At 38.5% G+C, this 25837-nt stretch carries 22 protein-coding genes, 1 tRNA gene and 2 pseudogenes; 17 read left to right on the top strand and 8 right to left on the bottom strand.

Annotated features, from left to right (window positions below; genetic code table 11):
- Positions 1-4: 4 nt before the first annotated feature.
- From ACFO6W_RS03845 to recR, 3 genes are all read right to left on the bottom strand, one after another.
- On the bottom strand, positions 5-532 hold the full coding sequence (locus ACFO6W_RS03845; protein WP_379994032.1) for a GNAT family N-acetyltransferase: 528 nt from the start codon (positions 530-532) through the stop codon (positions 5-7).
- Between the two features lie 91 nt (positions 533-623).
- The gene (locus ACFO6W_RS03840) at positions 624-1079 is read right to left on the bottom strand and encodes a BT0820 family HAD-type phosphatase (protein ID WP_379994031.1); all 456 of its coding nucleotides are present in this window, start codon (positions 1077-1079) and stop codon (positions 624-626) included.
- A 115-nt stretch (positions 1080-1194) separates the two neighbouring features.
- Complete coding sequence (gene recR, locus ACFO6W_RS03835) at positions 1195-1818, bottom strand: recombination mediator RecR (protein ID WP_379994029.1); 624 nt, start codon at positions 1816-1818, stop codon at positions 1195-1197.
- Positions 1819-2175: 357 nt separating this feature from the next.
- Here recR and ACFO6W_RS03830 point away from each other — a divergent pair, with 357 nt between their 5' ends.
- Positions 2176-3234 (top strand): CDP-glycerol glycerophosphotransferase family protein, encoded by a 1059-nt coding sequence (locus ACFO6W_RS03830; RefSeq protein WP_379994028.1) that lies wholly within the window; start codon positions 2176-2178, stop codon positions 3232-3234.
- A gap of 525 nt (positions 3235-3759) precedes the next feature.
- Positions 3760-5040: a glycosyltransferase family 4 protein gene (locus tag ACFO6W_RS03825; RefSeq protein ID WP_379994027.1), complete on the top strand. Its 1281-nt coding sequence runs from the start codon at positions 3760-3762 to the stop codon at positions 5038-5040.
- Positions 5041-5133: 93 nt separating this feature from the next.
- On the opposite strand, the gene aroC is transcribed toward ACFO6W_RS03825, so the two are convergent.
- Positions 5134-6210, bottom strand: a complete 1077-nt coding sequence (gene aroC, locus ACFO6W_RS03820; protein ID WP_379994026.1) for a chorismate synthase — start codon at positions 6208-6210, stop codon at positions 5134-5136.
- 295 nt (positions 6211-6505) lie between these two features.
- Between aroC and ACFO6W_RS03815 the strand changes: the two genes are divergently transcribed.
- Positions 6506-7990 carry a DUF3078 domain-containing protein gene (locus ACFO6W_RS03815; protein ID WP_379994025.1) on the top strand — a complete coding sequence of 495 codons (1485 nt, stop codon included), beginning with the start codon at positions 6506-6508 and terminating at the stop codon, positions 7988-7990.
- Positions 7991-8114: 124 nt separating this feature from the next.
- A tRNA-Met gene (locus ACFO6W_RS03810) sits at positions 8115-8186 on the top strand.
- A 72-nt stretch (positions 8187-8258) separates the two neighbouring features.
- On the opposite strand, the gene ACFO6W_RS03805 is transcribed toward ACFO6W_RS03810, so the two are convergent.
- On the bottom strand, positions 8259-8747 hold the full coding sequence (locus tag ACFO6W_RS03805; protein ID WP_379994024.1) for a hypothetical protein: 489 nt from the start codon (positions 8745-8747) through the stop codon (positions 8259-8261).
- 200 nt (positions 8748-8947) lie between these two features.
- Here ACFO6W_RS03805 and ACFO6W_RS03800 point away from each other — a divergent pair, with 200 nt between their 5' ends.
- A complete protein-coding gene (locus ACFO6W_RS03800; RefSeq protein WP_379994023.1) occupies positions 8948-9337 on the top strand; it encodes a DUF1398 domain-containing protein in 390 nt (129 codons plus the stop codon).
- Between the two features lie 17 nt (positions 9338-9354).
- Here ACFO6W_RS03800 and ACFO6W_RS03795 read toward each other — a convergent pair whose 3' ends face one another.
- On the bottom strand, positions 9355-12246 hold the full coding sequence (locus ACFO6W_RS03795; protein ID WP_379994022.1) for a PD-(D/E)XK nuclease family protein: 2892 nt from the start codon (positions 12244-12246) through the stop codon (positions 9355-9357).
- A 766-nt stretch (positions 12247-13012) separates the two neighbouring features.
- Here ACFO6W_RS03795 and ACFO6W_RS03790 point away from each other — a divergent pair.
- Together ACFO6W_RS03790 and ACFO6W_RS03785 are read left to right on the top strand one after the other, a co-directional pair.
- Positions 13013-13270, top strand: coding sequence for a hypothetical protein (locus ACFO6W_RS03790; protein ID WP_379994021.1), 258 nt, complete (start codon positions 13013-13015; stop codon positions 13268-13270).
- 260 nt (positions 13271-13530) lie between these two features.
- A pseudogene (locus ACFO6W_RS03785) lies at positions 13531-13692 on the top strand (tyrosine-type recombinase/integrase); the annotation flags it as partial.
- 259 nt (positions 13693-13951) lie between these two features.
- Here ACFO6W_RS03785 and ACFO6W_RS03780 read toward each other — a convergent pair.
- Positions 13952-14716 carry a DeoR/GlpR family DNA-binding transcription regulator gene (locus ACFO6W_RS03780; RefSeq protein WP_379994020.1) on the bottom strand — a complete coding sequence of 255 codons (765 nt, stop codon included), beginning with the start codon at positions 14714-14716 and terminating at the stop codon, positions 13952-13954.
- 451 nt (positions 14717-15167) lie between these two features.
- On the opposite strand from ACFO6W_RS03780, the gene ACFO6W_RS03775 reads away from it, so the two are divergent.
- From ACFO6W_RS03775 to ACFO6W_RS03760, 4 genes and pseudogenes are all read left to right on the top strand, one after another.
- Positions 15168-16766: a glycerol-3-phosphate dehydrogenase/oxidase gene (locus ACFO6W_RS03775; protein ID WP_379994019.1), complete on the top strand. Its 1599-nt coding sequence runs from the start codon at positions 15168-15170 to the stop codon at positions 16764-16766.
- Between the two features lie 14 nt (positions 16767-16780).
- On the top strand, positions 16781-18268 hold the full coding sequence (glpK, locus tag ACFO6W_RS03770; RefSeq protein ID WP_379994017.1) for a glycerol kinase GlpK: 1488 nt from the start codon (positions 16781-16783) through the stop codon (positions 18266-18268).
- 30 nt (positions 18269-18298) lie between these two features.
- A complete protein-coding gene (locus ACFO6W_RS03765; RefSeq protein WP_379994016.1) occupies positions 18299-18994 on the top strand; it encodes an MIP/aquaporin family protein in 696 nt (231 codons plus the stop codon).
- 100 nt (positions 18995-19094) lie between these two features.
- Positions 19095-19411, top strand: a pseudogene (locus ACFO6W_RS03760) (FAD-dependent oxidoreductase); the annotation flags it as partial.
- 37 nt (positions 19412-19448) lie between these two features.
- On the opposite strand, the gene ACFO6W_RS03755 reads toward ACFO6W_RS03760, so the two are convergent.
- Positions 19449-19799 (bottom strand): CocE/NonD family hydrolase, encoded by a 351-nt coding sequence (locus tag ACFO6W_RS03755; RefSeq protein WP_379994015.1) that lies wholly within the window; start codon positions 19797-19799, stop codon positions 19449-19451.
- A 319-nt stretch (positions 19800-20118) separates the two neighbouring features.
- On the opposite strand from ACFO6W_RS03755, the gene ACFO6W_RS03750 reads away from it, so the two are divergent.
- The 6 genes from ACFO6W_RS03750 to ACFO6W_RS03725 all read left to right on the top strand — a co-directional run bounded on the left by ACFO6W_RS03750 (position 20119) and on the right by ACFO6W_RS03725 (position 25827).
- Positions 20119-21027: a glycerophosphodiester phosphodiesterase family protein gene (locus tag ACFO6W_RS03750; RefSeq protein ID WP_379994014.1), complete on the top strand. Its 909-nt coding sequence runs from the start codon at positions 20119-20121 to the stop codon at positions 21025-21027.
- 167 nt (positions 21028-21194) lie between these two features.
- On the top strand, positions 21195-22532 hold the full coding sequence (gene glpT / locus ACFO6W_RS03745; RefSeq protein WP_379994013.1) for a glycerol-3-phosphate transporter: 1338 nt from the start codon (positions 21195-21197) through the stop codon (positions 22530-22532).
- Between the two features lie 140 nt (positions 22533-22672).
- On the top strand, positions 22673-23035 hold the full coding sequence (locus ACFO6W_RS03740) for a hypothetical protein (protein ID WP_379994012.1): 363 nt from the start codon (positions 22673-22675) through the stop codon (positions 23033-23035).
- A gap of 248 nt (positions 23036-23283) precedes the next feature.
- Positions 23284-23643, top strand: coding sequence for a hypothetical protein (locus ACFO6W_RS03735; protein ID WP_379994011.1), 360 nt, complete (start codon positions 23284-23286; stop codon positions 23641-23643).
- A gap of 47 nt (positions 23644-23690) precedes the next feature.
- On the top strand, positions 23691-23804 hold the full coding sequence (locus ACFO6W_RS03730) for a hypothetical protein (protein WP_379994010.1): 114 nt from the start codon (positions 23691-23693) through the stop codon (positions 23802-23804).
- A gap of 34 nt (positions 23805-23838) precedes the next feature.
- The gene (locus ACFO6W_RS03725) at positions 23839-25827 is read left to right on the top strand and encodes a calcineurin-like phosphoesterase C-terminal domain-containing protein (RefSeq protein ID WP_379994009.1); all 1989 of its coding nucleotides are present in this window, start codon (positions 23839-23841) and stop codon (positions 25825-25827) included.
- Positions 25828-25837 lie beyond the last annotated feature (10 nt).

Below are 25837 nucleotides of genomic sequence, written 5' to 3'. Positions count from 1 at the left end.
TGAATTACTTATTGTTAACCAATTGAGATAATTGCACATCTTCAAACTTATCTACTCTCTGTATCCAGTCTTTAAATATGCCGACTTCTTTATACCCCGCTTTTTCGAAAAGCCTGATACTGTTTGTATTGCTAACGGATATGTATGCATACAACTGATGAAGATACAGGAAGTTGAAAGCGTAATCGCCCATCAGGCTTAAAGCCTGTGAAGCGTACCCTTTCTGCCGGAAAGCCTCGTCTATCAGTATTCCGATACCGGCCCGGCGGTTGTGCGCGTCTATTTCATACAGGTCGATTGTTCCTATGGTTACTTTCTCATCCGTAAGGTCTATCATCAAGCGCAATTGCTTACTCTGAAAAATATCCATTTCCAGGGCGTCATTGATATACTGGCGCAGTATCAGCTTTGAATACGGAGCAAGAGTATTACCGTGAACCCACAATGCGGTGGAATTTTCCCAGCCATAGAGCTGGTCCAGATCTTCTGGTTCTACAGCTCTTAACGATATATATGAATTTTTCAGCACCATGATTCTTAATTATGAGTTATGAACGATGTATTATAAGTTGCAAGTTATGCCGGTCAATTCGTAACCCATAACTTACAACTCATCATTATTTTCAGTACCTGTTGTTTTCAAACATTTCCCCCAGACGGATAAAGAAGTTCTTCTTCCTGCGGCGGATGCGTTGGTTTTCGCCTGATGACATCATTATTCTTTCAAACGAAGTTTCCCCTCTTTCCATAGCCTTTATCGCATGATAGATGACCCCCCAGTCGGGTAACCCGCCCAGATTGCGGTCGTCGATAAACATATCGGCATTCAGCTTTCGGGATGAGGTGGTCACATCTTCGTCCGGATGATTCTTGTTCGCAGCGTAGAACTTCAGCCCCTTTTTTTCACAATAGCTTACTGCTTCCTGAAGCATATCACCGTCGCGCACTGTCCACATAAGAAGGATATGCCCTTCTTTTTGCAATTGGAGCAATGTCTCGATGGCAAACGGTATTGCCTTCCCTATTTTAGGATATTCATGTTCCACTATCGTTCCGTCAAAATCTACTGCGATTACCATATTTGATTTGTTACGAGTTTCAATGTATTGTTGTTAAGCATGATACAAATATAAGAATAAATTGCGGTTATGGGTTATAGGAAATTCTTCACTTCTCACTTTTTAATCTTCACTTTCACATCCTGTAAGATTCGTTGAATAGGGTCCGGTTCAGAATCGAACGTCCCAGTGTGACTTCGTCCGCATATTCTATTTCGTCACCGATCGAAATGCCTCTGGCAATCATAGATACTTTTACGTCGTATGGCGCAAGTTTCTTATAAATATAAAAGTTGGTAGTATCACCCTCCATTGTAGTACTCAACGCAAGGATTATCTCGTTGATACTTCCGTGTGACACACGCTTTACGAGACTTTCGATCTCAAGGTCGGCAGGTCCTATACCGTCTATGGGGGAAATAATACCGCCTAGTACATGATACTGCCCTTTAAACTGCATCGTATTTTCAATAGCCATTACTTCCTTTATGTTTTCCACCACACAGATAGTTGATGAATCCCGTGATTTGTCCAGGCAGATGGGACATACCTCCGCATCGCTTATATTATGGCATACCTTGCAGTATTTCACTTCATGCTTCAGGGCTATCAGCGACTGAGCAAAACTATCTACCAGCGTATCATCCTGCCTTAACAGGTGGAGGATAAGACGCAGGGCCGTTTTACGGCCTATACCCGGTAGCCGGGCAAATTCATTCACCGCATTTTCCAGCAGTACGGAAGGATATCTTTGATTCATAAATATTACTCAAAACAGAAGTTCAAAGATAGGAATATTTTTAGGAGTTTTCGCCTGCCGGTCAGTCGCAGTATAAAAAAGAAACCTCTTTTTGATTGCTTTAACAGTAAACAGTTAGCAGTAAACAGTAATACAGCCTTCTCAACTTATTACTCAAAACTTACGACTTGTTAATTCTATGGTATGCGTAATCGAATACCGCTTATATTTATTATGAGCAATACCAAAACACTATTGGCTTTCACCTGTAAAAAATAGCGAGAGCCAAAAGCTGTCAGTTAATTTCGTATCAAGGTTGTTCTCCCCTATCTTTTTTATACTTTTGTGCTCGAAATGATAAATTAATGCGCCGTATCTATGAAAAAATACTTGTTTTTTGTTTCCTTATCATATTCATATACCATCCTCCGGCCTTTGCAGGACGAGATATGGAGAAGAGGGGATGATGTAGCGTGGTATATAGAGGAGTCTGCTCCCGTGTACCTGAATGATAATGAGAAGCAATTGAAAACAATCAGGGAAGTCATGGAATACGATCCCATCGCGGTTTTCGTTCCGGGAGTACGGGTCTATGATTTTTTCCCGGGGCTGAAAGTAGAAGTTTTCCACGGACTATACTATAAACGGGGCGATTATGGAGACCATTACAAAATCCGGGGATTTTTCGATATTTATTGTACCACCAGTCCGATGTTTACTCCCCGCTTCAAAGAATTGGAGCAAAAATACGGATTCTTTAAAGTATATGAAACCGGTTGGTGCAAGTTTGACGGGTGGTTATCCTCTCCTGAAGATCAAACTTCGAATACAAAACCGACGATTATATTTGCACCCACTTTTACAAAGAATATGGAATCGGCCTCAGTCCTTTATGATAAGATAGAAGAGCTACTCAATAAAAAAGACTGGGTATGGCTGTTTTCTTTTCATCCGAAGATGGATGAAGAAACTGTTAGCCGTTACAGGAACCTGGCTCAACAGTACGACAATGCCACCTTTTGTGAGACAGAAGATAAAGCGGGCTTATTCCGGCAATCGGATGTTATGTTAAGCGATACCTCATCTGTCATTTATGAGTACCTCTGGTTCAACAAGCCTGCAGTGACATACAAAAACACTTTTCCTGCCAGCCATCTTATAAATATAGACAGTCCTGATCTCCTCGAGGAAGCATTGGAAAAAGCATTTGAGTGTCCGGCGGATCTAATGGAGAATATCCGGTTATTTATGGATCAGGTACATCCTTTTCGCGATGGCAAATCATCGGCTCGTATTCTCGATTCTGTCGACGACTTCATCGCTAATTATAAAGGTAAGATAAAGAAGAAACCTTTGAATCTGTATCGCAAATACAAACTTCGTAAGAAAGCCGGATACTTTCCTTTCGGCCCACGCTATAAAAAGCTATCAGAATAATCTGGCTGTCCAAGAAGGCGGTATCAGATCAGTAAGATGCGTTAAGGATTAATATAAGACATGTGCTTTTGCTCCATTTAGGACGATATATGGTTAAACTTAATTGTAATATAATCAGGGCAAACAGCATTTAATTCTTTTTGAAAAAGTTTATCTATATATTAAGCTGATAGCCTTTAGCTGTTAGCTGATAGCTCTTTGAAGTATTGAAGGAGCCCCCTAAATTGGCTCCGCCGAACGTTGTTTCCCCAAGGGGGACTTACAGAGAGGGAAAAAAGGAACAGATAAAAAATAGTGGGAAAAGTGTAACTTTTGTAACTTTTTGGATATAGTTACGAGTTTGCCTCGCCTTCGCTTCGGCGAATGTTATTTCTGCGCCCTACGGGCAGTTACAAATTACGGGCTGGCAGACAGTTTACTGTTTACTGTTAATTGAAACGTTGCCGATTTTCGTGCGTTTGCCGTATAATGTAACTCTCAGTAATATTTTTCCGTATATTTGTCTTTATAAAAAGCTATCCTTATATGCGTAAATATAAACATAGACTATCTGGCCTGACCGAAAATGATGTCTGGAGAGAACCCATTATTCCTTTCTATGGCAATATGGGACGACCGGAAACTATACAGGACTTAGAAAACAGGAAAGCATACATTAAAAAGATAAAAGAAATACGTGAAGATATAAAGCGCGGAAATCTGGCTGTAACCTCTGATGGGAAAATTATTGCGATAAAAGGCGAACCTGTGGAAATAACGTTCATTTTGCCATTTAAGCCGCGACGTCCGGCCGGAGGGTTCAGGGTGATGTATGAATATGCCAACCGCCTGGCAAAACGGGGTTTTAAAGTGCATCTTATATATCCGATAAGAACGCAATATATGAAGTACCGCCTTCCCTACTCCATACGTCGTATATTATCCAGAATAGAAGGTTTCAGAAAGGATATATGGTTCGATTTCGAGCCATCTGTTACCATGTCGTATGTTCTTCAGGTAGAAGATAAGTATATACCTGATGCCGATATTGTAATAGCCACATGGTGGTCTACAGTGCTGGAAATGGGACGCCTGAATACAAGTAAAGGCCGGAAGATAAACCTGATACAGGGTTTCGAAAACTGGGAAGGACACGAAGACTTGCTGTTTGCTTCTTATGATATGAAAGATACTGTAAATGTGGTTGTGGCATCGTATCTGAAAAATATTGTAAGTAAGTACACTAAAAACAGGATAGAACTTATTGAAAACGGAGTAGATAACACAAAATATTTTATAAGAGACAGGATTGAAAACAGAAATCCGGCATCTGTAGCGATGACTTATTCTATACAGGAAATTAAAGGTTCTAAATACGGGTTGGAAGCATTAATGCTCGTGAAAGAATCAATACCGGAACTACAGGTAGAATTGTTCGGCATTTCACCTTGCCCGGATGGCCTGCCGGAATGGATACGGTATTTCCGCGAACCTGACGATCTTTGTGGCCTTTATAACCGTAATGCTATTTTCATTTCCAATAGCTTCACGGAAGGCTTTGGGCTGGTGTCTGTCGAGTCCATGTTCTGTGGGTGCGCTCTGGTGTGCACCGATATAGAAGGTCATCAGGAATATGCCTTCGAGGGTAAGACAGCCTTACTTGTAGAAGTGAGGGATGTGAAGCAGATGGCCGAACGGATTATTTACCTGATAAGGAACAATGAATACCGTATAGCGATGGCGAAAAATGGCAATGAGTATGTCCAACGTTTCAGATGGGATAATGCGATAGAAAAGATGAGGAAGGTGATAGAAAATTTGTTATAAGAAAGCGGTATGCTCCCTGTTAAAAGCTATCGGAGTCCCTACCCGGCTAATATAAAAAGAAAAAACAACCGATAATTCGATTGCTTTTATTCCTTATAAAAAGGACTTATTTACCTGATTCAACAAATAATAATCCAGGATGGTCATCGCTGCCATAGCTTCCACAATAGGTACAGCCCGGGGAAGCACACAGGCATCATGACGCCCGCGAGCTTTAAGGTCAGTATGCTCACCCTCCTTGTTTATAGTTTCCTGATGCATCAGTATTGTAGCCACAGGCTTAAATGCCACCCGGAAATAGATATCCTGTCCGTTTGATATACCTCCCTGAATACCACCCGAATGATTTGTATGCGTTTTTACCTGTCCATTATCGTTATAGAATACATCATTAACTTCCGAACCACGATGATTTACATCGAAACCATCGCCATATTCAAACCCTTTTACAGCATTGATTCCAAGCATGGCACTACCTAATGCCGCATGCAATTTTCCGAAAACCGGTTCACCCAAGCCCACCGGAGTTCCTTTTACCACACAGGTTATAACGCCGCCGATCGTATCCCCTTTCGATTTAACTTCTTCTATCAGGGATATCATTCCGGCAGCCTTTTCCGGGTCGGGACAACGTACAGGTGTAGATTCTATCAATGACAGGTCATATTCATTATATGCTTTCTCAAGCTTGATGTATCCTACCTGTGACGTATAAGCCGTAACTTCAATATCAAGTTGTTTCAAAGCCAGCTTGGCCAATGCTCCGCCTACACAGCGGGCAATAGTTTCACGGGCAGACGAACGCCCCCCGCCACGATGGTCGCGGATACCATACTTTTGAGTATAGGTGTAATCGGCATGCGACGGGCGGTAAATATCTTTCAGGTTGTCATAGTCGGATGAATGTTGGTTGTTGTTACGAATAATAAAACCTATCGGGGTGCCTGTTGTCTTACCATCGTATATTCCCGATAAGAATTCTACTTCGTCGGATTCTTTTCGTGGTGTGGTTATTTTTGATTGTCCAGGACGCCGGCGATTCAGTTCATTTTGGATGAAATCCATATCCACCACGATTCCTGCCGGACATCCGTCTATAACTCCGCCAATAGCTGCACCATGCGATTCGCCATATGATGTGAGTCTGAAAATATTACCAAATGTATTCATTTTTGATTGTTTCTCTAATATGTTACAAATTTACATCAAAATATTCAAACAACATGCAAATCGATATGTTTCGTGTTATAATTACAATTTTTGATTATCTGTAAGACGTGGCTCATTTAATATAAATTAAAATGAAAATTAAGATTTAATTGCTAAATTTGCAATTTAGTAAATAGGCGGATGCATTTGTTTCCCTATTTCTATGAATAATAATTATTTATATAAATGAATAACAAATGGATCTGAAATCTCGGAAAGTAGTAGAATGTTCTTTTATAGAAAAAAGATAAATGAAATGAGAGTATTCAAGTTCTTTTTCAGTTTTATTATATTTTTTATCGTGTTCGTATCGGTAAGTGCCCAACATACAAATAATACGAGAGCCAATAAAGACAGCCTGTTAAATAAAATAACAGATATAGATACCAGATTAAAGGAAATTTCAACAAAAGATACAACCAAAGGTTTTTCAGCTCCTCTGAAAATAGATACGGCATATATTAATCAGCTACACGAAGCCAATTTACTACCGCTCCGCGACAGCAATGGTTTATTGATAGTAGAGCCTGACTGGACTCCTTTCGATAATTACACATCATTCAGGGATACGATTATTTTTGAGCCGGCTTTTTTACCCGTTGTATTTGATGGTAAGATACTATCTCCACAGTTGGATTTTATCCCAAAGGATACCACTTCTATTCAATCTGAACCCTTCTACCTGATATCACCTGATAGTACATTTGCCCCTATGCTCAAACGGGCGGAAGAAATAGAGGCTATGAGACGAAGATATTATATGAATAATCCGCAGCAGATAAGGTTGAATGCCATGACATTTAAGGATGGGTCGGTAATAAAAGAAAAGGTGGTGGAGCAAAGAAACCCGTGGAAAGAGCTTATTACAGCAGACAACCCGGTAGAATTCAGTACGCCCGGAATAGAAAAAATAAGAATTAAGCCTGTATATTGGCTCAAAAACGGTTCTCATAAGTTAGACCTGAGTCAAAATAGCTTTTCTGACAATTGGTCGGGAGAAAACAATTTTAATATATATAGTGAGCATAAAGTCAATTTAAATTACAAGAAGAATAAAGTGTATTTTAACAATTTGCTGGAATGGAGGCTAAGTATCCAGCAAATGAAGGCGGATACAGTGAATAAGGTGAATATCCTGGACGACTTGTTCAGGACATATAGTTCTTTTGGTGTAAATGCATTTAAAAACTGGTCCTATTCTTCGAATCTGGAAATGAAGACGCCTTTGTTTAACAGATATAATGTAAATGACGCGAATAAGGTAAGACAAAGAGCTTTTCTTTCCCCGTTTGAGCTGAACCTCGGGGTAGGTATGAGATATGCCAAAGAAATAGTTTCCAAAGCCGATAAATACAGGAAATTTAATATAACTGCGGATATCTCGGTATTGTCTCTTAACTACAAATATGTGAGGAGTGATAAGGTCAAAGCAACTTGGTTTGGCATAGATGAGGGAGACAAAGCAAAAACAGAATATGGTTCTACTTACAACCTGAATGTTAGCTATAGTCGCAACCGATATACCAATTTCACTTCCCGCCTGAAATATTTTACAAATTATGAGAGGGTTTATGTAGAATTTGAAAACTCTGTAAATTTCAAGCTTAACAGTTATTTCAGTACTTCCCTTTATTTGTACGTAAAATATGACGATAATATTCCATACGACAGAAAAGATACAAAGTGGGGATATTTTTCCTACTATCAGAGAGTCGGATTTGGTTTGTATTATAGTTGGTAAAAAATAGCTGCAGCTAATCTGTTTTTAATCAGCCAGTAGTGTAAATAGCAAAAGTTTTTTATTTATTAATGCCATTTTTATTTGGAGTGTTATAATAAAATGCATACTTTTGCACTCACAATATCGCGGGGTGGAGCAGTGGTAGCTCGCCAGGCTCATAACCTGGAGGTCATCGGTTCGAATCCGGTCTCCGCAACTAAAGGGAAAAGCAATCGGGAAATCGGTTGCTTTTTTGTTTTATATCGGTGGTTTAAGAAGTTTGATAAAACTAATATTCTGATATTTTTATTTTTTCTTTTAGTAGGCGATATAATTTTGCTGTTGATAAGGATATTGTAGTCCAATTACCAACGGAATTGTATTTACATATTTGAGTTGTATTACCTGCACTAAATCCAATAGAAATGTTGCCTACATAACATGTGGCAAATTGGTCTGTGTATACAGGATTGATCACAATATCATAAATATATAGAAATAATGAATCTTTCTCCTGTTGACTTATTTTAAAATATTCTTGTCCTCTGTTTATTGGCTTATACTCAGTATAAGACTCATTTATCTTCACTTCTTCGAAGTCACAAGTATCTCGTATACCATATTCTTCACATCTATCAATTATAATTGTTTGACTTCTTGATTCGATCCTCAAAGTTTCCCAATATATAGATGTATCTTCTTCCTTTATATGTTTGCTTGATTTACTACATGAAATGAATGTGCAAAGGAATATGAATATTATGATAAAGTTTTCCATGTTGTAATTTATAATTTATTAAATAGAGTGAAACTATGAATAAATTCCATAATCCTCTTCCAATCCTCAATAAAATCGTTCAACAATTCAACCTATCATTCAACTGATAATACGGTTAAAAATCTGGTTGTTTTTCTTCCAATAAAACTTTACACTCCAAATTATTGTTCTATCCATATCCAATCAATAAAACCGGATATATGTTTACATTAACCCAAATAAAGGAAGCTCATGCAAAAGTGAAAAGCGGGACTGATTTTCCGCAATATACCAAAGAGTTATTATCCCTTGGAGTTTTAAGATATACCATTTATGTGCGTGACGGGCATGCTGAATATATCGGAAAAGAAGATTATTCCATTGTATCGAATGCCGGGTATACCGATTTGCATATTTCTCCTGAAGCAGATAGCGATAATTTTAAATATCACCTAAAAGCCCATCAGCAAGGAAAAACCGATTACTTGACTTTTTGCAGGGATTCGGCAGAAACAGGAATAGACAAATGGACAGTAGACATACTTGCTAAAACCTGTACTTATTATGATAAATCGGGAAACTCTGTCCTGGAAGAGAAAATACCAATATAAAAGGAGCACTTATAATCCTATTTCTTGCATATATTCGTAAATATACACCATTTACAAGCCTCACCTGTCGGTGTCTGGCTAAACGGTACCTGCGGATCGAATATTTCTTCGAGGCAAGCATCAAAATATTCTGTAAACTCCGCCCTGTATTCCGAAAAGTCCGTAATACGCCCGTCTCCCCTGCCCGATTTACTGATTACATCAGGATCGAACTTGGTATCGAAAAGATTTCGTAAGTAATAAATGCCCGGCTCCAGTATCTTGTCCGGATGGTCGAGCAGATATAGATGCGAATACATAAAGACCTGCATTACAGCTTTAGGGCGGTCTTTCATTTCCTTATCGAACAAATCCTCCATTTTCTTATAGCGCAGCACTCCTTTTCCTGTCTTATAGTCGATAATACGGGTATGACCTTTTACCTCGTCCACACGGTCGATAATACCTTTCAGCGAAACTACCTTACCAGAGGGCAAAAGATAGTCTTTCCTTATGCGTTCCTCAGAGTCGATATAGATAAATGGCGTAAGCTTGGCATCTGTAGCCAGTACCTGCCTGATATATTTGCGTAAAACTTCTCCTGTCAGGTAGTTCTGACCTGTCAGCCGTTTTACTTTCTCGCTCTTAAAATAGTTCCCGGCAAACGACCGTTCTATCATTTCCGTCAGCAATTTATTGTTTTTGCTGATGTTGTGAAGTAAATCGGCTGTTACCATTTTACTTTTAAACGGCTCGTACAACCATTCCATTATAGAGTGAAATATGGTACCGAATGTACTGGCTTCGACCGTTTCCGCTATCTCGTCCTCTTCCTCCATATTTTCCACTACAGAAAAATAGAATTGTAACGGGCAATTCAGGTATGTGTTGATAGAGCTGGCTGATAATCGTTTATCCCCGCCTTGCAGGAAGACATTCATCTTTTCCATTATCTGGGGCGTTTTCTGTATGGAAATAGCAAGGCTTTCGGTAGACGATACTTTATATACAGCGAGTTTCTCGCGGATATCGAATGAGTCGTTATATAAATGCTTTATCTGGTTATAGTAGCGGCTGACTTCGCCTGTCTGCAAGCCTTCGGTACGGGTATCGTAAAGCAGATAAATACGCTTTGCCCGGTTGATCATCCTGTAAAAGTGATAGGAAAAGATACTGTCCTGATGCTCGTATGTAGGCAGGTCAAAACCTTTACGCAAATTATATGGAATGAACGAACTGGCTGCTTTCTTCAATGGAAATATACCTTCATTCATCGACAGGATAATAAGGTTGTCGAAATCGAGGGCACGTGTTTCCAATACGCCCATTATCTGCAATCCCGACAGGGGTTCCCCCCTGAAAGGAACGCTAATGCCGGCTATCAGCCTTCGCAACAGTTTGAAGTAAGTATCTACCGACATTTCGGGCGAAACGTTTTTAAGAGCTTCGTCCATCTTGTTTATCGTTTTATAATACTCTACAATAAACTCGCATTCTATGTCGATGGAACGTGTATTTATATCCTCTTCTTTTCCTTCGTTTTTCTCATTCACGGATAATGTCCTGTTTAATGCCGACAGTACCGACTGTAAATAACCGGGTATATCCTGCCAGTTGAACACCGGCCTGAAAATGAGCTGAAATAAGGAATGACCCTGTAAGTCCTGAGATGAAACCGTTGTTTTATTATATTGGATAATATTTGTCCGTAACGCTTTGGCTTCGTCACTTGCCACATTGGTTATATAACGATGATTGAGTATCGCCAGTACCGGCTTGTAATAAAAGCCTGTATAATTTTCCGACCTGCGTATATTACGCTGCAATTCAAACACATGCTCCATCAATCCCGAAATAGAACTATTACCGAGGTTGTAGCCCATTGTTACATTGATCTTATCTATTTCTCCGGGGATGGAATATAATGCCGGAAGCAACAGGTTTTCGTCAGGCAACACCAAAGCTGTGTTCATAGCTTGAGTAGACGAAGTGATCTTTTTTTCATCCATCAGTGACCTGATGATGGAATGTACGTATTTAGCCTGCCCTACAGCCGATGGAATGCCTATCACCTCAACTACGGGCAGATCCATGCTTAATTCTTCGGACTCTAAAGTCAGCTGTGTAGGGAAAAGCATCTTATTCCTGTCTATAAAGAATGAGGCTTTGTTTTGCGGGTCACGGACCAAAGGGGAGGAATAGTCCCAGTAGAAATCGGCAATTTTACCTTTATGCAAATACTTCAAAAGTGTTTCTTCCGATTTACTATGCCCGTTCAGTCCGACAAAAATCACTTTTTCGAAGGGTAGCTTATAATCTGTATCATTCGCTAAACGTTCGGTCACATCACGGAAAATCATTCCTTCATAGGCCATTCCCCTGCTATGGAGCTGCTCGCGCAAAGAGGTGTACAATTGGAAAAGTACCTCCCACATCTCCAAAAAGTCCTTTTTCTTATCATTCTCCCCGATTGGCAGAAAGTTCGACCAAAAGCGGCGGATAGCTTCTATCTGGCTTTCGGTAAGATAATCGAATCCGGCATCAATCTCTTTCAGGTCATGTATATTACGAAATAGTTGCTGTGCGTCTACCAGATATTTATCTACATCGTCGAAGTCATTCAACAGCATTTCACCCCAATAGAGGAATTCATCGAAAGTCTCGGTAGAGGAGCTTACCCGTATATAAATATCATATAATAAGAAAAGCATCTCGATCCGGTCGGCTTTTTTATACGGACTCAGTTTTTCGAAAAGATCCGTAACGGTCAGGATTTCGGGCGAAAAAATCGGACGCCCTGCAATTTGGGACAAATAGTGCTGAAAAAATATCCCTGCCCTGCGGTTAGGAAATACAAACGTATAACGGCTTATCTCCTGCCCGTAAGATTTGTAATATGCCTGCGCTACATTGTATAGAAATGGAATCATTTAATCGACACTGTTTTTATGTATGATACAAAGGTAAAATTAATGTGCTAATTATCTAATATGCCGGTGTGCCAATTAAATTAGCAAATACGAAAATTAGCAGTTGTAACTATAGGCCGAATATATATTTATTAACCATATAATGTTAAAACCTGACACATCTGACAGTTTTTTCATTGTTTTCATCTTGTTATTTTTGCATCCGTTAACTATATATAGTTAAAAGGTAACAAAGGTAACACTTATTTCAGTTAACAGTAAACAGTAAACAGTCAGCAGTTAACAACTCGTATCTCGTATCTTGTCTACTCATAATTTGTAACTGCCCGTAGGGCGCAGAAATAACATTCGCCGAAGCGAAGGCGAGGCAAACTCGTAACTATATCCAAAAAGTTACAAAAGTTACACTTTTCCCACTATTTTTTATCTGTTACTTTTTTCCCTCTCTGTAAGTCCCCCTTGGGGAAACAACGTTCGGCGGAGCCAATTTAGGGGGCTCCTTCAATACTTCAAAGAGCTATCAGCTAACAGCTAAAGGCTATCAGCTCTAACTATATAGATAATTATTTTCAAGTCTGTTGACAAATTCCTTAGCAGTTGCCAGAGAACTTTAACAATAAATCCTTTATAATTCCGTTTTTAACTTAATTGAAAAAACAACCGGCCTATCGGTTTTTAGTGTAATTTTGTATCTGAAAAAGTTTCGGTGAACTTATATCCGTTAATGGTTGTTTATCAAGTAAAATAAATACAAACTATATCGATTATGAAAAAATTCCTTTTCGTTTTATTTACAGCGGCAATGCTTACAGCATGCGGGACTGCTTACAACACTCAGCTCAAACAAGTCCAGTTGGGCATGACCCCTCAGCAAATTGTGACATTGATGGGCGATAAATACACTGTGGTTGAACAGAAAGATAATAACAACCAGACTATCATGTACAAAGACAAATTCAAAAATGAATGGTATTTCCAGTTTGTAGACGGAAGCCTGTATAAATGGTATAAAGAAAAAGAGTAAACAAAGAAGATTAGTTTATATAAAAGGAACCGGTTTTTATCGGTTCTTTTTTATTTATAAACAAGGCAAATGAAATTTAATCTTTTCGAAAAAGTTTATCTATATATTAGATGAAGCTTTAAAATTCCTGCCGGAGAGGGGGACTGCTATGGGAGAAGATATTATCTACCCATTGTCTTCCAGCGGCTTTACGAACCAGGCCCTTAAAAGCTGGGTATTGGCGACAGGGATAAAGAAGCACGTGACATTCCACGCGGGTAAGGCACACAAACGCCACCCTTTTGCTGTCCCTGGATGTACCTATCGAGACAGTAAGTAAATTATTGGGACATGCCGATATGAAGACGACACAGATATATGCCAAAGTCATAGATAAGAATAAGCGTGAAGCAGTTGGTAAGCTGGACGGGCTGACAGATTAGGGAACAGGGCTTTCCCTTCGATTGAGCAGCAGGATGTCTGCCTTCCGTAGTTGTTGCTTCCTGTATTTAGATGGGTATAATACCCTTCCCCAATTTTTTGGGGGCCTAAGTTTTCGTAATATTCATTCAATGTATCGCAGTCAATTCTACCAAAGTTCAATTAAAAGTGAACGATTATACCTAATAAAGATACGAAATAGCAGCGGATTAATAAAATTTAATAACATCATATTGATAACCAGTGCATAATATATTATTCTTATACAAGAGTAACTTCTATATTACGCTCGCGAATAGCATCTATAATATGAGACGGAGCATTTCTGTCGGTAATAATATGATGAACTTTATCAAAATCGCAAATCTTACAGAAACCTCTTTTTCCAAATTTAGACGAATCTGTCATAATTATTATCTTTTGGGAAGCGTCAATCATTTGTTGATTGATACGAGCCTCGCTCATATCGCTCGTAGTCAATCCATAATCAAGATCAATTCCATCTACCCCCAGAAACAACTTATTGCAAGAAAGACTTTCCAATATATTCTGTGCATAAAACCCTATCACAGACACAGAATTCTTGCGCATAATACCACCTAATTGAATCACCTCTATATTAGTATTATAGCATAGAGCCAAGGACACCTTAACCGAGGATGTAATAACTGTGATATTTTCATTTACATTTATTTCGTTAGCAAATGCAAGAAGAGTAGTACCCGATGCTATAATAATCTTATCATTTGCTTCTAAAAGCCCATTTGCAGCTTTCGCTATCTGAGCTTTCTCTTCCATATACATTTTTTCTTTTATATCTATATGCTTATCAGAAATTATCGAGCTCAGGCTACTCGCACTTCCATGATTGCGATACAATAGCTTTTTACTTTCCAGATACTTTAAATCTTTACGAATTGTAACTTCCGAAACCTGCATTAGCTCGCTAAGTTCCTGTACTTTTACATACCCGTCTTTCTTTAACTGCTCTAATATTAATTTATGCCGTTTTGCGATATTTCCCATACGATAATTAATCCGTAATTATAATGAATTATACAGATACTCTTGTTTTATATATTAATTTCTATTTAACAACATTTCTATCTTTCGAGGATAAAGATACATTTTTTTTAATCAACCACTAGAAATGATACAAAAGAATTACTCTTCGAAACAACTAAAAAAGCATTAATAAAACATTCAACTATCTAAAAACTTCTTTTATCACGATTTAGGAACAAAACACGTAAACACTAAACAGCTTACATATATCAGCTCTATGTTTCCACCTTTAAATATAAAAACAATCAAAAAATCATAAACGAAACAACTTTATTTCGTTTAACTTCATATTAAATAAAAAACCATTCGAAAAACAGCAATAAAGTTGTTGATAATATCAAATAAGTTTCGATTTTGTTTTTTTATTTCATATCACTAATTATCTTTGTATATATATAAAAAACCCAATAAGATGAAAAGAGATAATCATATAAAGCAAATAGCAAACCCTTCTATCGTATGGGATATAGCAATAGTAGGAGGGGGAGCTACAGGACTTGGTGCAGCAGTCGACGCCGCTTCCCGGGGCTTCAAAGTTGTACTTTTAGAACAAGCGGACTTCACGAAAGCCACTTCTAGCCGCAGCACAAAGCTTGTCCATGGTGGGGTGCGTTATTTGGCACAAGGAGGTGTAGGGCTGGTCATAGAGGCTCTTCGTGAAAGAGGCTTGATGAGAAAGAATGCACCACATTTAGTAAAAGACCAACGCTTCATAATAGGTAATTACAAGTGGTGGGAAAAACCATTCTATACAATAGGGCTTACTATATATGACATCCTTGCCGGAAAACGCGGTTTGGGCAGATCCCTACCTATGAGCAAAAAGTCGGTAATAAAAGAAATTCCTCAAATCGAAGGAAACAAGCTAAGAGGCGGAGTAGTGTATCATGATGGCCAGTTCGACGACTCCCGTATGGCTATAAATCTTTTGCAAACAGCGGCAGAACAAGGAGCCACTCTCGCCAACTATGTCAAAGTAACCAACCTTACAAAAAACGATAAAGGCGACATATCCGGTGTAACTGTTTTCGACGAGATAGGAAAAGAAAACTATACTCTGAAAGCAAAAGTCGTTATTAACGCTACCGGTATATTTGTGGACGACCTCATGAAGATGGATTCTGCCGAAAAAGACAATATCGTCCGCCCAAGCCAGGGAGTTCATCTTGTTGTCGACAATTCTTTTCTGGGGGGAGATACAGCTATAATGATACCTAAGACAAGCGATGGGCGAGTAATGTTTGGCGTTCCATGGCACGGAAAAGTAGTATTAGGAACCACAGATACTCCCTTAAAAGAGTTCGTACTTGAACCACAGGCTTTGAAAGAAGAGATTGAATTTATACTAAAAACCGCAGGACAGTATCTTGCCAAACAACCAAAACGAGAAGACATCCTTTCTGTTTTCGCCGGCTTAAGACCTTTAGCCGCACCTAAAAAAGGTGCAGACGGACAAAAGACAAAAGAAATATCTCGCAGTCACAAAGTAGTTATATCAGAAAGTGGGCTTATCACCATCACCGGAGGAAAATGGACTACATACCGGGATATGGCAGAAGACGTAGTAAACAAAGCCATTGAAATAGGAAATCTTTCAAAAAAAGAATGCAAAACCAGACTATTGCGTATACATGGTTACAAAGAAAATGTTGACAGATCCAATTTTAACTACGTATACGGAAGTGATTTCGAAAAAATTAAAAAGCTGGAACAAGACCTGCCGCAATTAGCAGAAAAACTGCATGAAAGATGTGACTACACAGCCTCGGAAGTAGTATGGGCTGTACGAGAAGAAATGGCTCTAACTGTAGAGGATGTATTAGCAAGAAGGCTCAGGGCTCTATTCCTCGATGCAAGAGCAGCGATTGACATGACACCAAAAGTAGCAGCAATAATGGCCAAAGAAATGGGAAAAAGCGAAGAATGGGAAAAGGAACAAACAGAAGGATTTATCACTCTTGCTCAGAACTATTTGCTTGTACCTTATAAACCTCAACAACAAAACAACTAAAACCTATCACAACCATGGAACAGTATATTTTATCATTTGATGCAGGAACTACAAGCTCCAGAGCCATTGTTTTTAACAAAAAAGGAGAGATATGCTCTGTTGCCCAAAAGGAGTTTACTCAGATATTTCCCCAAAGTGGGTGGGTAGAGCACAATCCTCACGAAATATGGTCTTCTCAAGCAGCAGTAGCCGCCGAGGCCATCACAAAAATAAACATCAATGGGAAAAATATAGCTGCCATCGGTATAACTAACCAACGAGAAACAACCATCGTTTGGGATAGGAACACGGGAGAGCCCATTTATAATGCCATCGTATGGCAAGACAGACGAACCTCCGACTATTGCGACAAGCTAAAAAACGAAGGACTGCTTCCCTACATAAAAGAAAGAACCGGACTCATTATTGATGCATATTTTAGTGCAACCAAGATAAAATGGATATTGGACAATGTAGAGGGAGCCAGAGCCAAAGCAGAGAAATGCGAGTTAGCATTCGGGACAGTAGATTCTTGGATTATCTGGCAACTCACAAGAGGAGAGGTACATGCTACAGATGTCTCAAATGCTTCGCGAACAATGCTCTTCAACATAAGTACACTTGAGTGGGACGAAGATTTGCTGAAGCTATTCGACATCCCTCGAAACATGTTACCAAAAGTATGTGATTCAAGCGAAATATATGGACACACCAAAACAACAATATTTGCATCGAAAGTTCCGATTGCAGGAATTGCAGGCGACCAGCAGGCAGCTCTTTTCGGACAAATGTGTGTAGAACCGGGTATGGTAAAAAACACCTATGGAACTGGTTGTTTCATTCTAATGAATACAGGAGAGCAGCCTGTATTTTCTAAAAACAATCTGATAACAACTATAGGCTGGCGGTTAGATAGAAAAACAACCTATGCCTTGGAAGGCAGTATCTTCGTGGGAGGAGCTATAGTACAGTGGCTCAGAGACGGGTTGAAAATTATAAACTCTTCTTCCGAAATAGAACAACTTGCAATGCAGGTACCAGATAGTGGCGATGTATATTTTATTCCGGCACTCACAGGATTAGGAGCTCCATATTGGGATCAGTATGCACGCGGAACTATTGTCGGTATATCCAGAGGCACAACTTCTGCGCATATAGCCCGGGCTGCACTGGAAGGCATAGCCTACCAAACTATGGACGTTATCAATGCTATGATCCTTGATGCCGGAGTAGGACTAAAAGAACTGAGAGTAGACGGTGGTGCAGCTAATAATAATCTATTGATGCAGTTTCAGTCCAATGTATTAGGACAATCTGTGATACGCCCTCAAACAACAGAAACCACAGCACTAGGAGCTGCATACCTGGCAGGTCTGGCTGTCGGATACTGGGCAGATGTAAATGAAATAAAACAGCAATGGCACATCGAAACACAATTTACCCCAGACAAAGCAGTAGATATGCAATTGGCAAAAAGAAAATGGGCAGATGCCGTTTATCGCTCACGATCATGGGCAAAATAAAGGATTCACAAATTAACCAACACTAATATTATGGGACAAGATATTTTATTCGAATTCATTGGAACAGCTATTCTTATACTCTTTGGAGCCGGCGTATGCGCCAATGTGTCTCTAAAAAAAACACTAGGAAACAATTCGGGATGGGTAGTCATAGCATTCGGATGGGGACTGGCTGTTTTTGTGGCTGCCTACATATCCTCACCTTATTCAGGTGGACACCTCAATCCTGCCCTGACTATAGGTTTAGCCGTAGCCGGAAAATTTAAAGGAAGTATATTAGGTTATATTATAGCACAAATGCTTGGAGCTATAGTTGGAGCGTGTTTAATTTATCTCATGTACAAACCTCACTTCGATGAAGAAGAAAACCCGAACGCGAAACTAGGAGTATTTTGTACTGCTCCTGCCATAAAATCTCTCATTTCTAATTTAGCAAGTGAAATAATAGGAACATTCATTTTAGTTTTTGGCGTATTGATGGCTGCCGGGGCTGAAATAGCAGGCCCTTTACCCGTGGCTTTACTTATCGTCGCCATCGGTATGTCGCTAGGAGGAACAACAGGATATGCTATAAACCCCGCCCGAGACTTGGGTCCAAGAATAGCGCATGCCATATTACCCATCAAAGGCAAAAGAGACAGCAACTGGGGATACGCATGGCTTCCCGTCATAGCTCCTATTTGCGGAAGTGTGTTAGCAGCACTTTTATATATCCTTATTTTTTAACCAAACAAAAGAAAAACAACACAAAAGGTTCATTTTTATTTCGGTATATTTCGAAATGTTCGTTATTTTGCATCATAATACATTTATTAAAATAAGCAGTATGGGATTAACAAACCTTTCAGATCCATTTGACGTAATTATTATTATCGGTGGAGGAGCTACAGGAGCCGGTGTTGCCTGTGATTGCTCCCGAAGGGGATTCACACACTATTAATAGAACGATATGATATAGCCCCCGGAGCTACCAGACGTAATCATGGGCTATTGCATAGTGGAGCCCGTTATGCAGTTACAGATATGGAATCTGCCGAAGAGTGTATTAAAGAAAATATGATTCTGAAAAGAATAGCCAGCTATTGTATAGAAGAAACAGACGGACTATTCCTAACATTGCCCGAAGACGATATAAATTATCAGCCCAAATTAAATCCGGGGTAAGATACACCAAAAACACCTACACGACCATTATTATTAGATATATTTTCACAAGCCATTCGACAGTATCGTATGCATCACTAGCCTCATCTATATCTCTATTATTTTGTTTTTGAGCAATAAAAGGCCGAACATTTTCAAATTCTCCTTCACTCTTCCATTCACCCCTCACATCTTGAACAACATAAATGTATTCTTCTTTCAGATATTCATATAGATAACTATCCCACAAAGCCTCCTTAAAAAATGGAACTCCATAAGGCTTACATGAATAAGGAGTGCGGGTTAGAAGAAACGGATGCTTCTCTCCTCTATCCACAGGAGCATACACAGCAGTGTATAAATGAACTCCATCCCTCATCGGAATCATATATTCACTTTTTACAAAATTAACCCTAACCCATGTTTCTTGAGATATTTAAGCCCAAAGCAACATAGGCAATATAAAAAGTATATTCAACACGGACAGCTTCAAATTCATAACATTAGATATTTTCATACAAAATAACAAACATTTAACCGAAAAGCAAAATAAACAACCATACCAAAGGGTATTCTTAATACATTTGAAATATAATTCATTTAATTCGAAATATTTATGTTTTGATTTGAAATTTTATTATTTTTACAGGTAATTATATAGAAAAGACATTTTGAATCATATCAGATTAAACACCAAAGCAAATAACATGAAGAAGATATTTCTAGCTGCAGCCTGTTCTGCACTTCTTTTAGGCTGCAAAACAAGGGAAAATATAGCGAACAGCACCAAGCCCCAATCGATCTTCGACACAGAGGCTCACAGAGGAGGAAGAGGTCTTATGCCTGAAAACACAATACCTGCCATGATAGACGCTATAGACAGAGATGTCGTAACACTAGAGCTCGACCTTCAAATATCTAAAGACAAAAAAGTAATCGTATCACATGATCCATACTTCAACGACAAAATAACAACCACCCCTGAAGGTAAATTCTTAACAGCCTCGGAAGCAAAGAAACGGCTCTTATACACCATGACATACGACAGCATACGAAAATATGATGTCGGTGTAAAAAACAACCCTGATTTTCCTCAAAAGAAAAGCATTGCTGCATCTAAACCTTTACTTTCAGACCTAATAATAGCTTCGGAAGAGCACGCTCGTAGAAAAGGAAAATCAATGCTTTACAACATAGAGATAAAATCATCTCAAAAAGGAGATTACATCAACCATCCGCCTGTGGAAGAATTTGTAAACCTCGCCATAAAAACAATTACAGACAATGGTATCCGAAACAGAACAGTTGTACAATCTTTCGACATGAGAGCCCTACAGATTATACACAATAAATATCCGGACATAAAGACTTCTTTGCTTGTCAGCAAGAAGGATAAGGAAAGCGTAAAACAACAATTTAAGACACTAGGCTTCATTCCTCATACTTACAGCCCGGAATACACAATGGTCACCGATGAAATGATTCAGTATTGCCATTCAATAAATGTAAAAGTTTTGCCATGGACAGTAAATACAATTAGCGAAATTAAACAATTGAAGGACATGGGTGTTGACGGAATCATCTCAGACTATCCAAACTTATTCAAGGAATTATAATATAAAAAAGAAATCATTTATTAAAAATAACACTTATTATTATTTTATTTCGAAAAAATTCGTTTCTTTGTGAATGACTTTCGATTTAATTTCGATAAGATATTCGTTGACTTTTTTATCATGTGTACTAATAAGCTTAAATACAAAACCAATTTACGATTAATATCATGTTCAATTTTTTAAAACCACCAGCACACAAAGATTTATTACCCAACGAAAAAATAGATAAAGAATATAAGAAATTACGCTTACAAGTCTTTTTGGGTATATTTATTGGTTATGCCGGATATTATTTAGTAAGAAAAAACTTCTCGCTAATAATGCCCGACCTCATAGAAGAAGGCTCCTCTAAAGCTGCTTTAGGAATCGTCCTTTCGGCGGTTTCGATTGCCTATGGTATCAGTAAGTTTATTATGGGAAGTGTTTCCGACAGGAGCAATGCCAGAATATTTCTTCCTTTAGGGCTTCTTCTTTCAGCCCTAACTCTTGTTTTTTTAGGACTAATACCTGTTCTAACTTCATCCGTAGTAGTTATGTTCATTCTATTTTTTATGAACGGATGGTTTCAGGGTATGGGATGGGCTCCTTGCGGACGTGTAATGGTACATTGGTTTTCAATCAAAGAAAGAGGGACTAAGATGTCTATTTGGAATATAGCTCATAATGTTGGCGGAGGGATAATAGGTCCTCTGGCTATTTTAGGAGTTGCTATATTCGGAGACTGGCATAGTAAATTATATTTCCCTGCCTTTGTAGCTATTATAGTTGCATTCATAGCCTATTTACTCATCAGAGACACCCCTCAATCATGCGGTTTACCAAACATAGAAGCTTATAAGAATGATTACCCGGCCGACTACTCTAAAAGTCAGGAAGAAGAACTAACTACCAAAGAGATATTTCTTAAATATGTATTAAACAACAAATTACTCTGGCTTATTGCCTTTGCTAATGCATTTATATACCTGGTGAGATATGGTGTATTAGACTGGGCTCCGGCATATCTGGAAGACGCCAAAGGTTTTTCTGTCAAAGAATCAGGATGGGCCTATTTTGCATATGAATATGCAGGTATACCGGGTACTCTCCTGTGCGGATGGATTTCAGATAAGATATTTAGAGGAAGGCGTGCTCCAGCCATTATTATCTATATGCTATTAACTATGATTGCAGTAATAGTGTACTGGAAGAATCCGGCAGGAAACATTATAGTTGATAATATCGCACTTATTGCAATTGGATTTCTCATCTATGGCCCTGTAATGTTGATAGGAGTACAGGCTCTAGACCTTGTTCCTAAAAAAGCTGCCGGTACAGCTGCCGGACTAACAGGATTCTTCGGATATTTTCTCGGAACATCGTTATTTGCGAATATAGGCTTAGGGTTTGTAGTAGAACATTTATCATGGGACTATATGTTCATCATTCTTGTTGGAGCTTGCGTTTTATCTATTCTGTTTACTGCAACTACATGGAATAAAGAAAAAGCAAGGCTTCAAAGATAAAAAAACACATTATTTAACCAATTCTTAATTAAATCTAAATTACCATACAATAAAACTCTTCTTATTTTGTGCTTCATAAAAAAAAGGAAAGTGATGCACTTAAAACAAGAATTTAATTCATTTAATCTAAACGGAATACTATGAATGTTTTTATTTTCAGATGGAATCAATCCAGAAGAGGGATAAAACTGACCTTATTACTCTTCATTATTATGGGGAGCATAACCTCAGTTTATGCCCAACAAAACGGATCTGTATCCGGGATAATAACCGACCCGGAAACATCAGAACCATTAATTAGCGCAACAGCAGTCATTGAGGAGACAAAACATGCTGCAGGTTCAATGAGTGGCTTTATTGTCAAGCAACACTGGGAAAAAGAAGGTGTGATCATTGTAAAATGCAATGACGTTCCGAATCCAAAAGTGAAATTCCATACAGAGGGTTGGAAGATTAGAACTAACATATCGAATTCGAAACAAAGAATTCAATTATTTATTTAATAATTAATATGTTATAAAAAAAGGGTTCCATTATTTGTATTACTCTTCGTGATGTATTCTATCTCTTATGCTCTAGTGAAGGTAATAGCCCACCGTGGTTATTTGATGACACAGGGGGCGGCTCAAAACTCTCTGTCTTCTTTTATAAAGGCTGATTCTATGGCTCTATTAGTTCTGAATTTGATGTTTGGATGACAACTGATGGAAAATTAGTCGTCAATCATTATATAAAGTTCAAAGGGGTTAATATGGAAACTACACCATTTGCTAAAATCTGTAAAGTACGCTTGGATAACGGAGAACAAATTCCCACTCTTGATGAATATTTGAAAGTGGCGGCAAGTAAACCGAATACTCGTGTTATTCTGGAAATGAAATCTCTGACAGATCTTTCCAGAAAAGATGAATCTGCGGCAAGAATTGTCAAAGCTTTAAAGAAGTACAAATTGTTGGATCGTAAGGACATCTTTGCGTTTTCCCTTAATGCTTGTTTGGCTTTCAAAAAACTACTGCCCAATACCAAAATTTATTATTTGGATAGGGTTTATCTCCGAAGAAAATCAAGAAACTTGGTTTGGCAGAGATTGATTATTCGGCAGATGTATTAAGACAGCATTCCGAATGAGTAAAGGAAGCACAGCAATTAGGTTTGGAAGTGAATGTCTGGATAGTTGACAGGGATGAGGACTTGAAATATTTTATAGGACTGGGGGTAGATTACATTACAACGAATAATCCGGAACGATTGCTGGAATTACTTGCTAAATAAGAAAATATACTTTTAAATTATTGAATTGAGTGACATGAAAAATAGTAGTATTAGAAATATTGAAATATATTTATTGGGGTTGGTACTAGTATCCATTTTACCATTGTATGGTTGCAAGAGTGGGAACGGTACAGAAGAACCTACGGATAATTTTGATGTACGGATTAGCCTTCCGTCCTCAATTGATATTATCAGAGGTGATGAATATGTCTTTATAGGACAAGAGGGCGTTGGACTAAAAACATCCGACTCATTCATTCTGGAGTCGGGTGGTATATCTTACATTTGTCCTATCATCGCTGTTACATCCACAAACTTTACTGTAAGGATTTCCAATGAATGTGAAACAGGTAATTACAATGTTTACCTTAAAAGGAATGTACAGAAGAAGTCTATTGGACGTATATATATTAATATTGTTGATTTTTTGTTTACGCCAGATGAAGGCACTACGATATATGGCATCGTTAAATCGGAAGAGGGTGGCGTGAAAGATGTCGTGGTTTCGGATGGTGTAGAAGTGACCACTACAGATGAAAAAGGTATCTATCAACTCAAGTCTGCGAAAAAAAGAAATTATGTCTTTATCTCTGTTCCGAGCAATTACGAAGTCCCTTCTTCAGGAGTGCTTCCTTTGTTCTCTCAGACATTAAAAGGCAATGCTAACACAGCAGAACGAGTAGACTTTACTCTCAAGAAGGTTACAGGACAAGATATTTATAAAGTCTTCATGCTTGGAGATATGCACCTTGCCGATCGTACGAATGATATTAATCAATTTAAGGATTTCACAACCGACTTGAACAATTACCGTAATGCTCATCCAAGCGAGAAAATGTATGCGATTACGCTGGGAGATATGACATGGGATTTGTATTGGTATTCAAATAAGTATTTTGAGCTTCCTAATTACCTGAATACTATTAACGGTCTTATTAAGAATTTACAGATATTCCATACTATCGGTAATCATGATTATGATTATAAGACAACGAACGATTTTAGCGCAGAGAGCAAATATATGAGTTTCATTGGACCGACCTATTATTCCTTTAATATAGGGAAGGTACATTATGTTGTCTTGGATGACATCGATTGCAACAATTATGATGGAACGGATTCGCGTAATTATTCAAAAAATCTTTTTGCTGAACAATTGACTTGGTTAACAAAAGACCTCTCTTATATTAGCAAATCCACACCGCTGGTCATCGTGATGCATGCGCAAGTATTCTATCCTTTAGAATCCGGTGATTTCAAGATTGATCATGATGTGACTAGTACCAATCAGCTTCTTAATATTGTGAAGGACTATAAGGTGCATTTTGTGACAGGACATACGCATGAGATCTTCAATGTAACGCCTGAAGCCTCTATTGTAGGCGGTAAGGAATTCTTTGAACACAACTCGGGAGCTATTTGTGCCTCATGGTGGTGGTCAAACTACTTAACTCAGGGTGTTCATATTAGTCCTGATGGCACCCCGGGCGGATATGCTATTTGGGATGTTTCTGGTACAAATATTCAATATCTCTACAAGGGTACGGGATGGACGCAGGATTACCAGTTTCGCAGTTACGACCTGAACAATGTAAGCTTCTCGTTGACGGATGTTCCGTTGATGCCTTCTAATATCTCCAGCACAGTTAAAAATAAATATATGCAGTATGTCAATGCTTATCCGGCAAACAACAATAATGAAGTACTGATAAATATCTGGAACTGGAACCCGCGCTGGACATTGACGGTGACTGATGAGTCCGGGAAAGATCTGACTCCTATAAAAGTCTGGGCATATGACCCGCTGCATATTGCTGCTCTTTCCGTGAAACGTTTCAATTCGGCTACTCTCACTGCTACTCCTAGTTTTATTACCGAAAAAGCCAGTCATTTCTTCAAGATGAAAGTAGACAATGCCAATACGGACTTGGTTATTACTGTCAAGGATGAATTCGGACACACATGGACAGAAAATATGCAACGTCCTAAGGCTTTCTCTACAGATGTCTATAAATCCAAATAAAAATTACTTT

It is taken from the genome of Dysgonomonas termitidis, from assembly GCF_042654545.1.
GTDB lineage: Bacteria > Bacteroidota > Bacteroidia > Bacteroidales > Dysgonomonadaceae > Dysgonomonas > Dysgonomonas termitidis.
This window is presented reverse-complemented; position numbering and strand designations above follow the sequence as displayed.

What these genes read in the sequence shown, in the direction of transcription:
- ACFO6W_RS03750 (WP_379994014.1), top strand. Translation starts at nt 20,119, where the DNA reads ATGAAGAAGATATTTCTAGCTGCAGCCTGTTCTGCACTTCTTTTAGGC.
- ACFO6W_RS03795 (WP_379994022.1), bottom strand. Translation starts at nt 12,246, where the DNA reads ATGATTCCATTTCTATACAATGTAGCGCAGGCATATTACAAATCTTAC.
- recR (WP_379994029.1), bottom strand. Translation starts at nt 1,818, where the DNA reads ATGAATCAAAGATATCCTTCCGTACTGCTGGAAAATGCGGTGAATGAA.
- ACFO6W_RS03775 (WP_379994019.1), top strand. Translation starts at nt 15,168, where the DNA reads ATGAAAAGAGATAATCATATAAAGCAAATAGCAAACCCTTCTATCGTA.
- ACFO6W_RS03830 (WP_379994028.1), top strand. Translation starts at nt 2,176, where the DNA reads ATGAAAAAATACTTGTTTTTTGTTTCCTTATCATATTCATATACCATC.
- glpT (WP_379994013.1), top strand. Translation starts at nt 21,195, where the DNA reads ATGTTCAATTTTTTAAAACCACCAGCACACAAAGATTTATTACCCAAC.
- ACFO6W_RS03790 (WP_379994021.1), top strand. Translation starts at nt 13,013, where the DNA reads ATGAAAAAATTCCTTTTCGTTTTATTTACAGCGGCAATGCTTACAGCA.
- ACFO6W_RS03825 (WP_379994027.1), top strand. Translation starts at nt 3,760, where the DNA reads ATGCGTAAATATAAACATAGACTATCTGGCCTGACCGAAAATGATGTC.
- ACFO6W_RS03780 (WP_379994020.1), bottom strand. Translation starts at nt 14,716, where the DNA reads ATGGGAAATATCGCAAAACGGCATAAATTAATATTAGAGCAGTTAAAG.
- ACFO6W_RS03845 (WP_379994032.1), bottom strand. Translation starts at nt 532, where the DNA reads ATGGTGCTGAAAAATTCATATATATCGTTAAGAGCTGTAGAACCAGAA.
- ACFO6W_RS03840 (WP_379994031.1), bottom strand. Translation starts at nt 1,079, where the DNA reads ATGGTAATCGCAGTAGATTTTGACGGAACGATAGTGGAACATGAATAT.
- glpK (WP_379994017.1), top strand. Translation starts at nt 16,781, where the DNA reads ATGGAACAGTATATTTTATCATTTGATGCAGGAACTACAAGCTCCAGA.
- ACFO6W_RS03815 (WP_379994025.1), top strand. Translation starts at nt 6,506, where the DNA reads ATGAGAGTATTCAAGTTCTTTTTCAGTTTTATTATATTTTTTATCGTG.
- ACFO6W_RS03755 (WP_379994015.1), bottom strand. Translation starts at nt 19,799, where the DNA reads ATGATTCCGATGAGGGATGGAGTTCATTTATACACTGCTGTGTATGCT.
- ACFO6W_RS03725 (WP_379994009.1), top strand. Translation starts at nt 23,839, where the DNA reads ATGAAAAATAGTAGTATTAGAAATATTGAAATATATTTATTGGGGTTG.
- ACFO6W_RS03800 (WP_379994023.1), top strand. Translation starts at nt 8,948, where the DNA reads ATGTTTACATTAACCCAAATAAAGGAAGCTCATGCAAAAGTGAAAAGC.
- ACFO6W_RS03740 (WP_379994012.1), top strand. Translation starts at nt 22,673, where the DNA reads ATGAATGTTTTTATTTTCAGATGGAATCAATCCAGAAGAGGGATAAAA.
- aroC (WP_379994026.1), bottom strand. Translation starts at nt 6,210, where the DNA reads ATGAATACATTTGGTAATATTTTCAGACTCACATCATATGGCGAATCG.
- ACFO6W_RS03765 (WP_379994016.1), top strand. Translation starts at nt 18,299, where the DNA reads ATGGGACAAGATATTTTATTCGAATTCATTGGAACAGCTATTCTTATA.
- ACFO6W_RS03735 (WP_379994011.1), top strand. Translation starts at nt 23,284, where the DNA reads ATGGAAACTACACCATTTGCTAAAATCTGTAAAGTACGCTTGGATAAC.
- ACFO6W_RS03805 (WP_379994024.1), bottom strand. Translation starts at nt 8,747, where the DNA reads ATGGAAAACTTTATCATAATATTCATATTCCTTTGCACATTCATTTCA.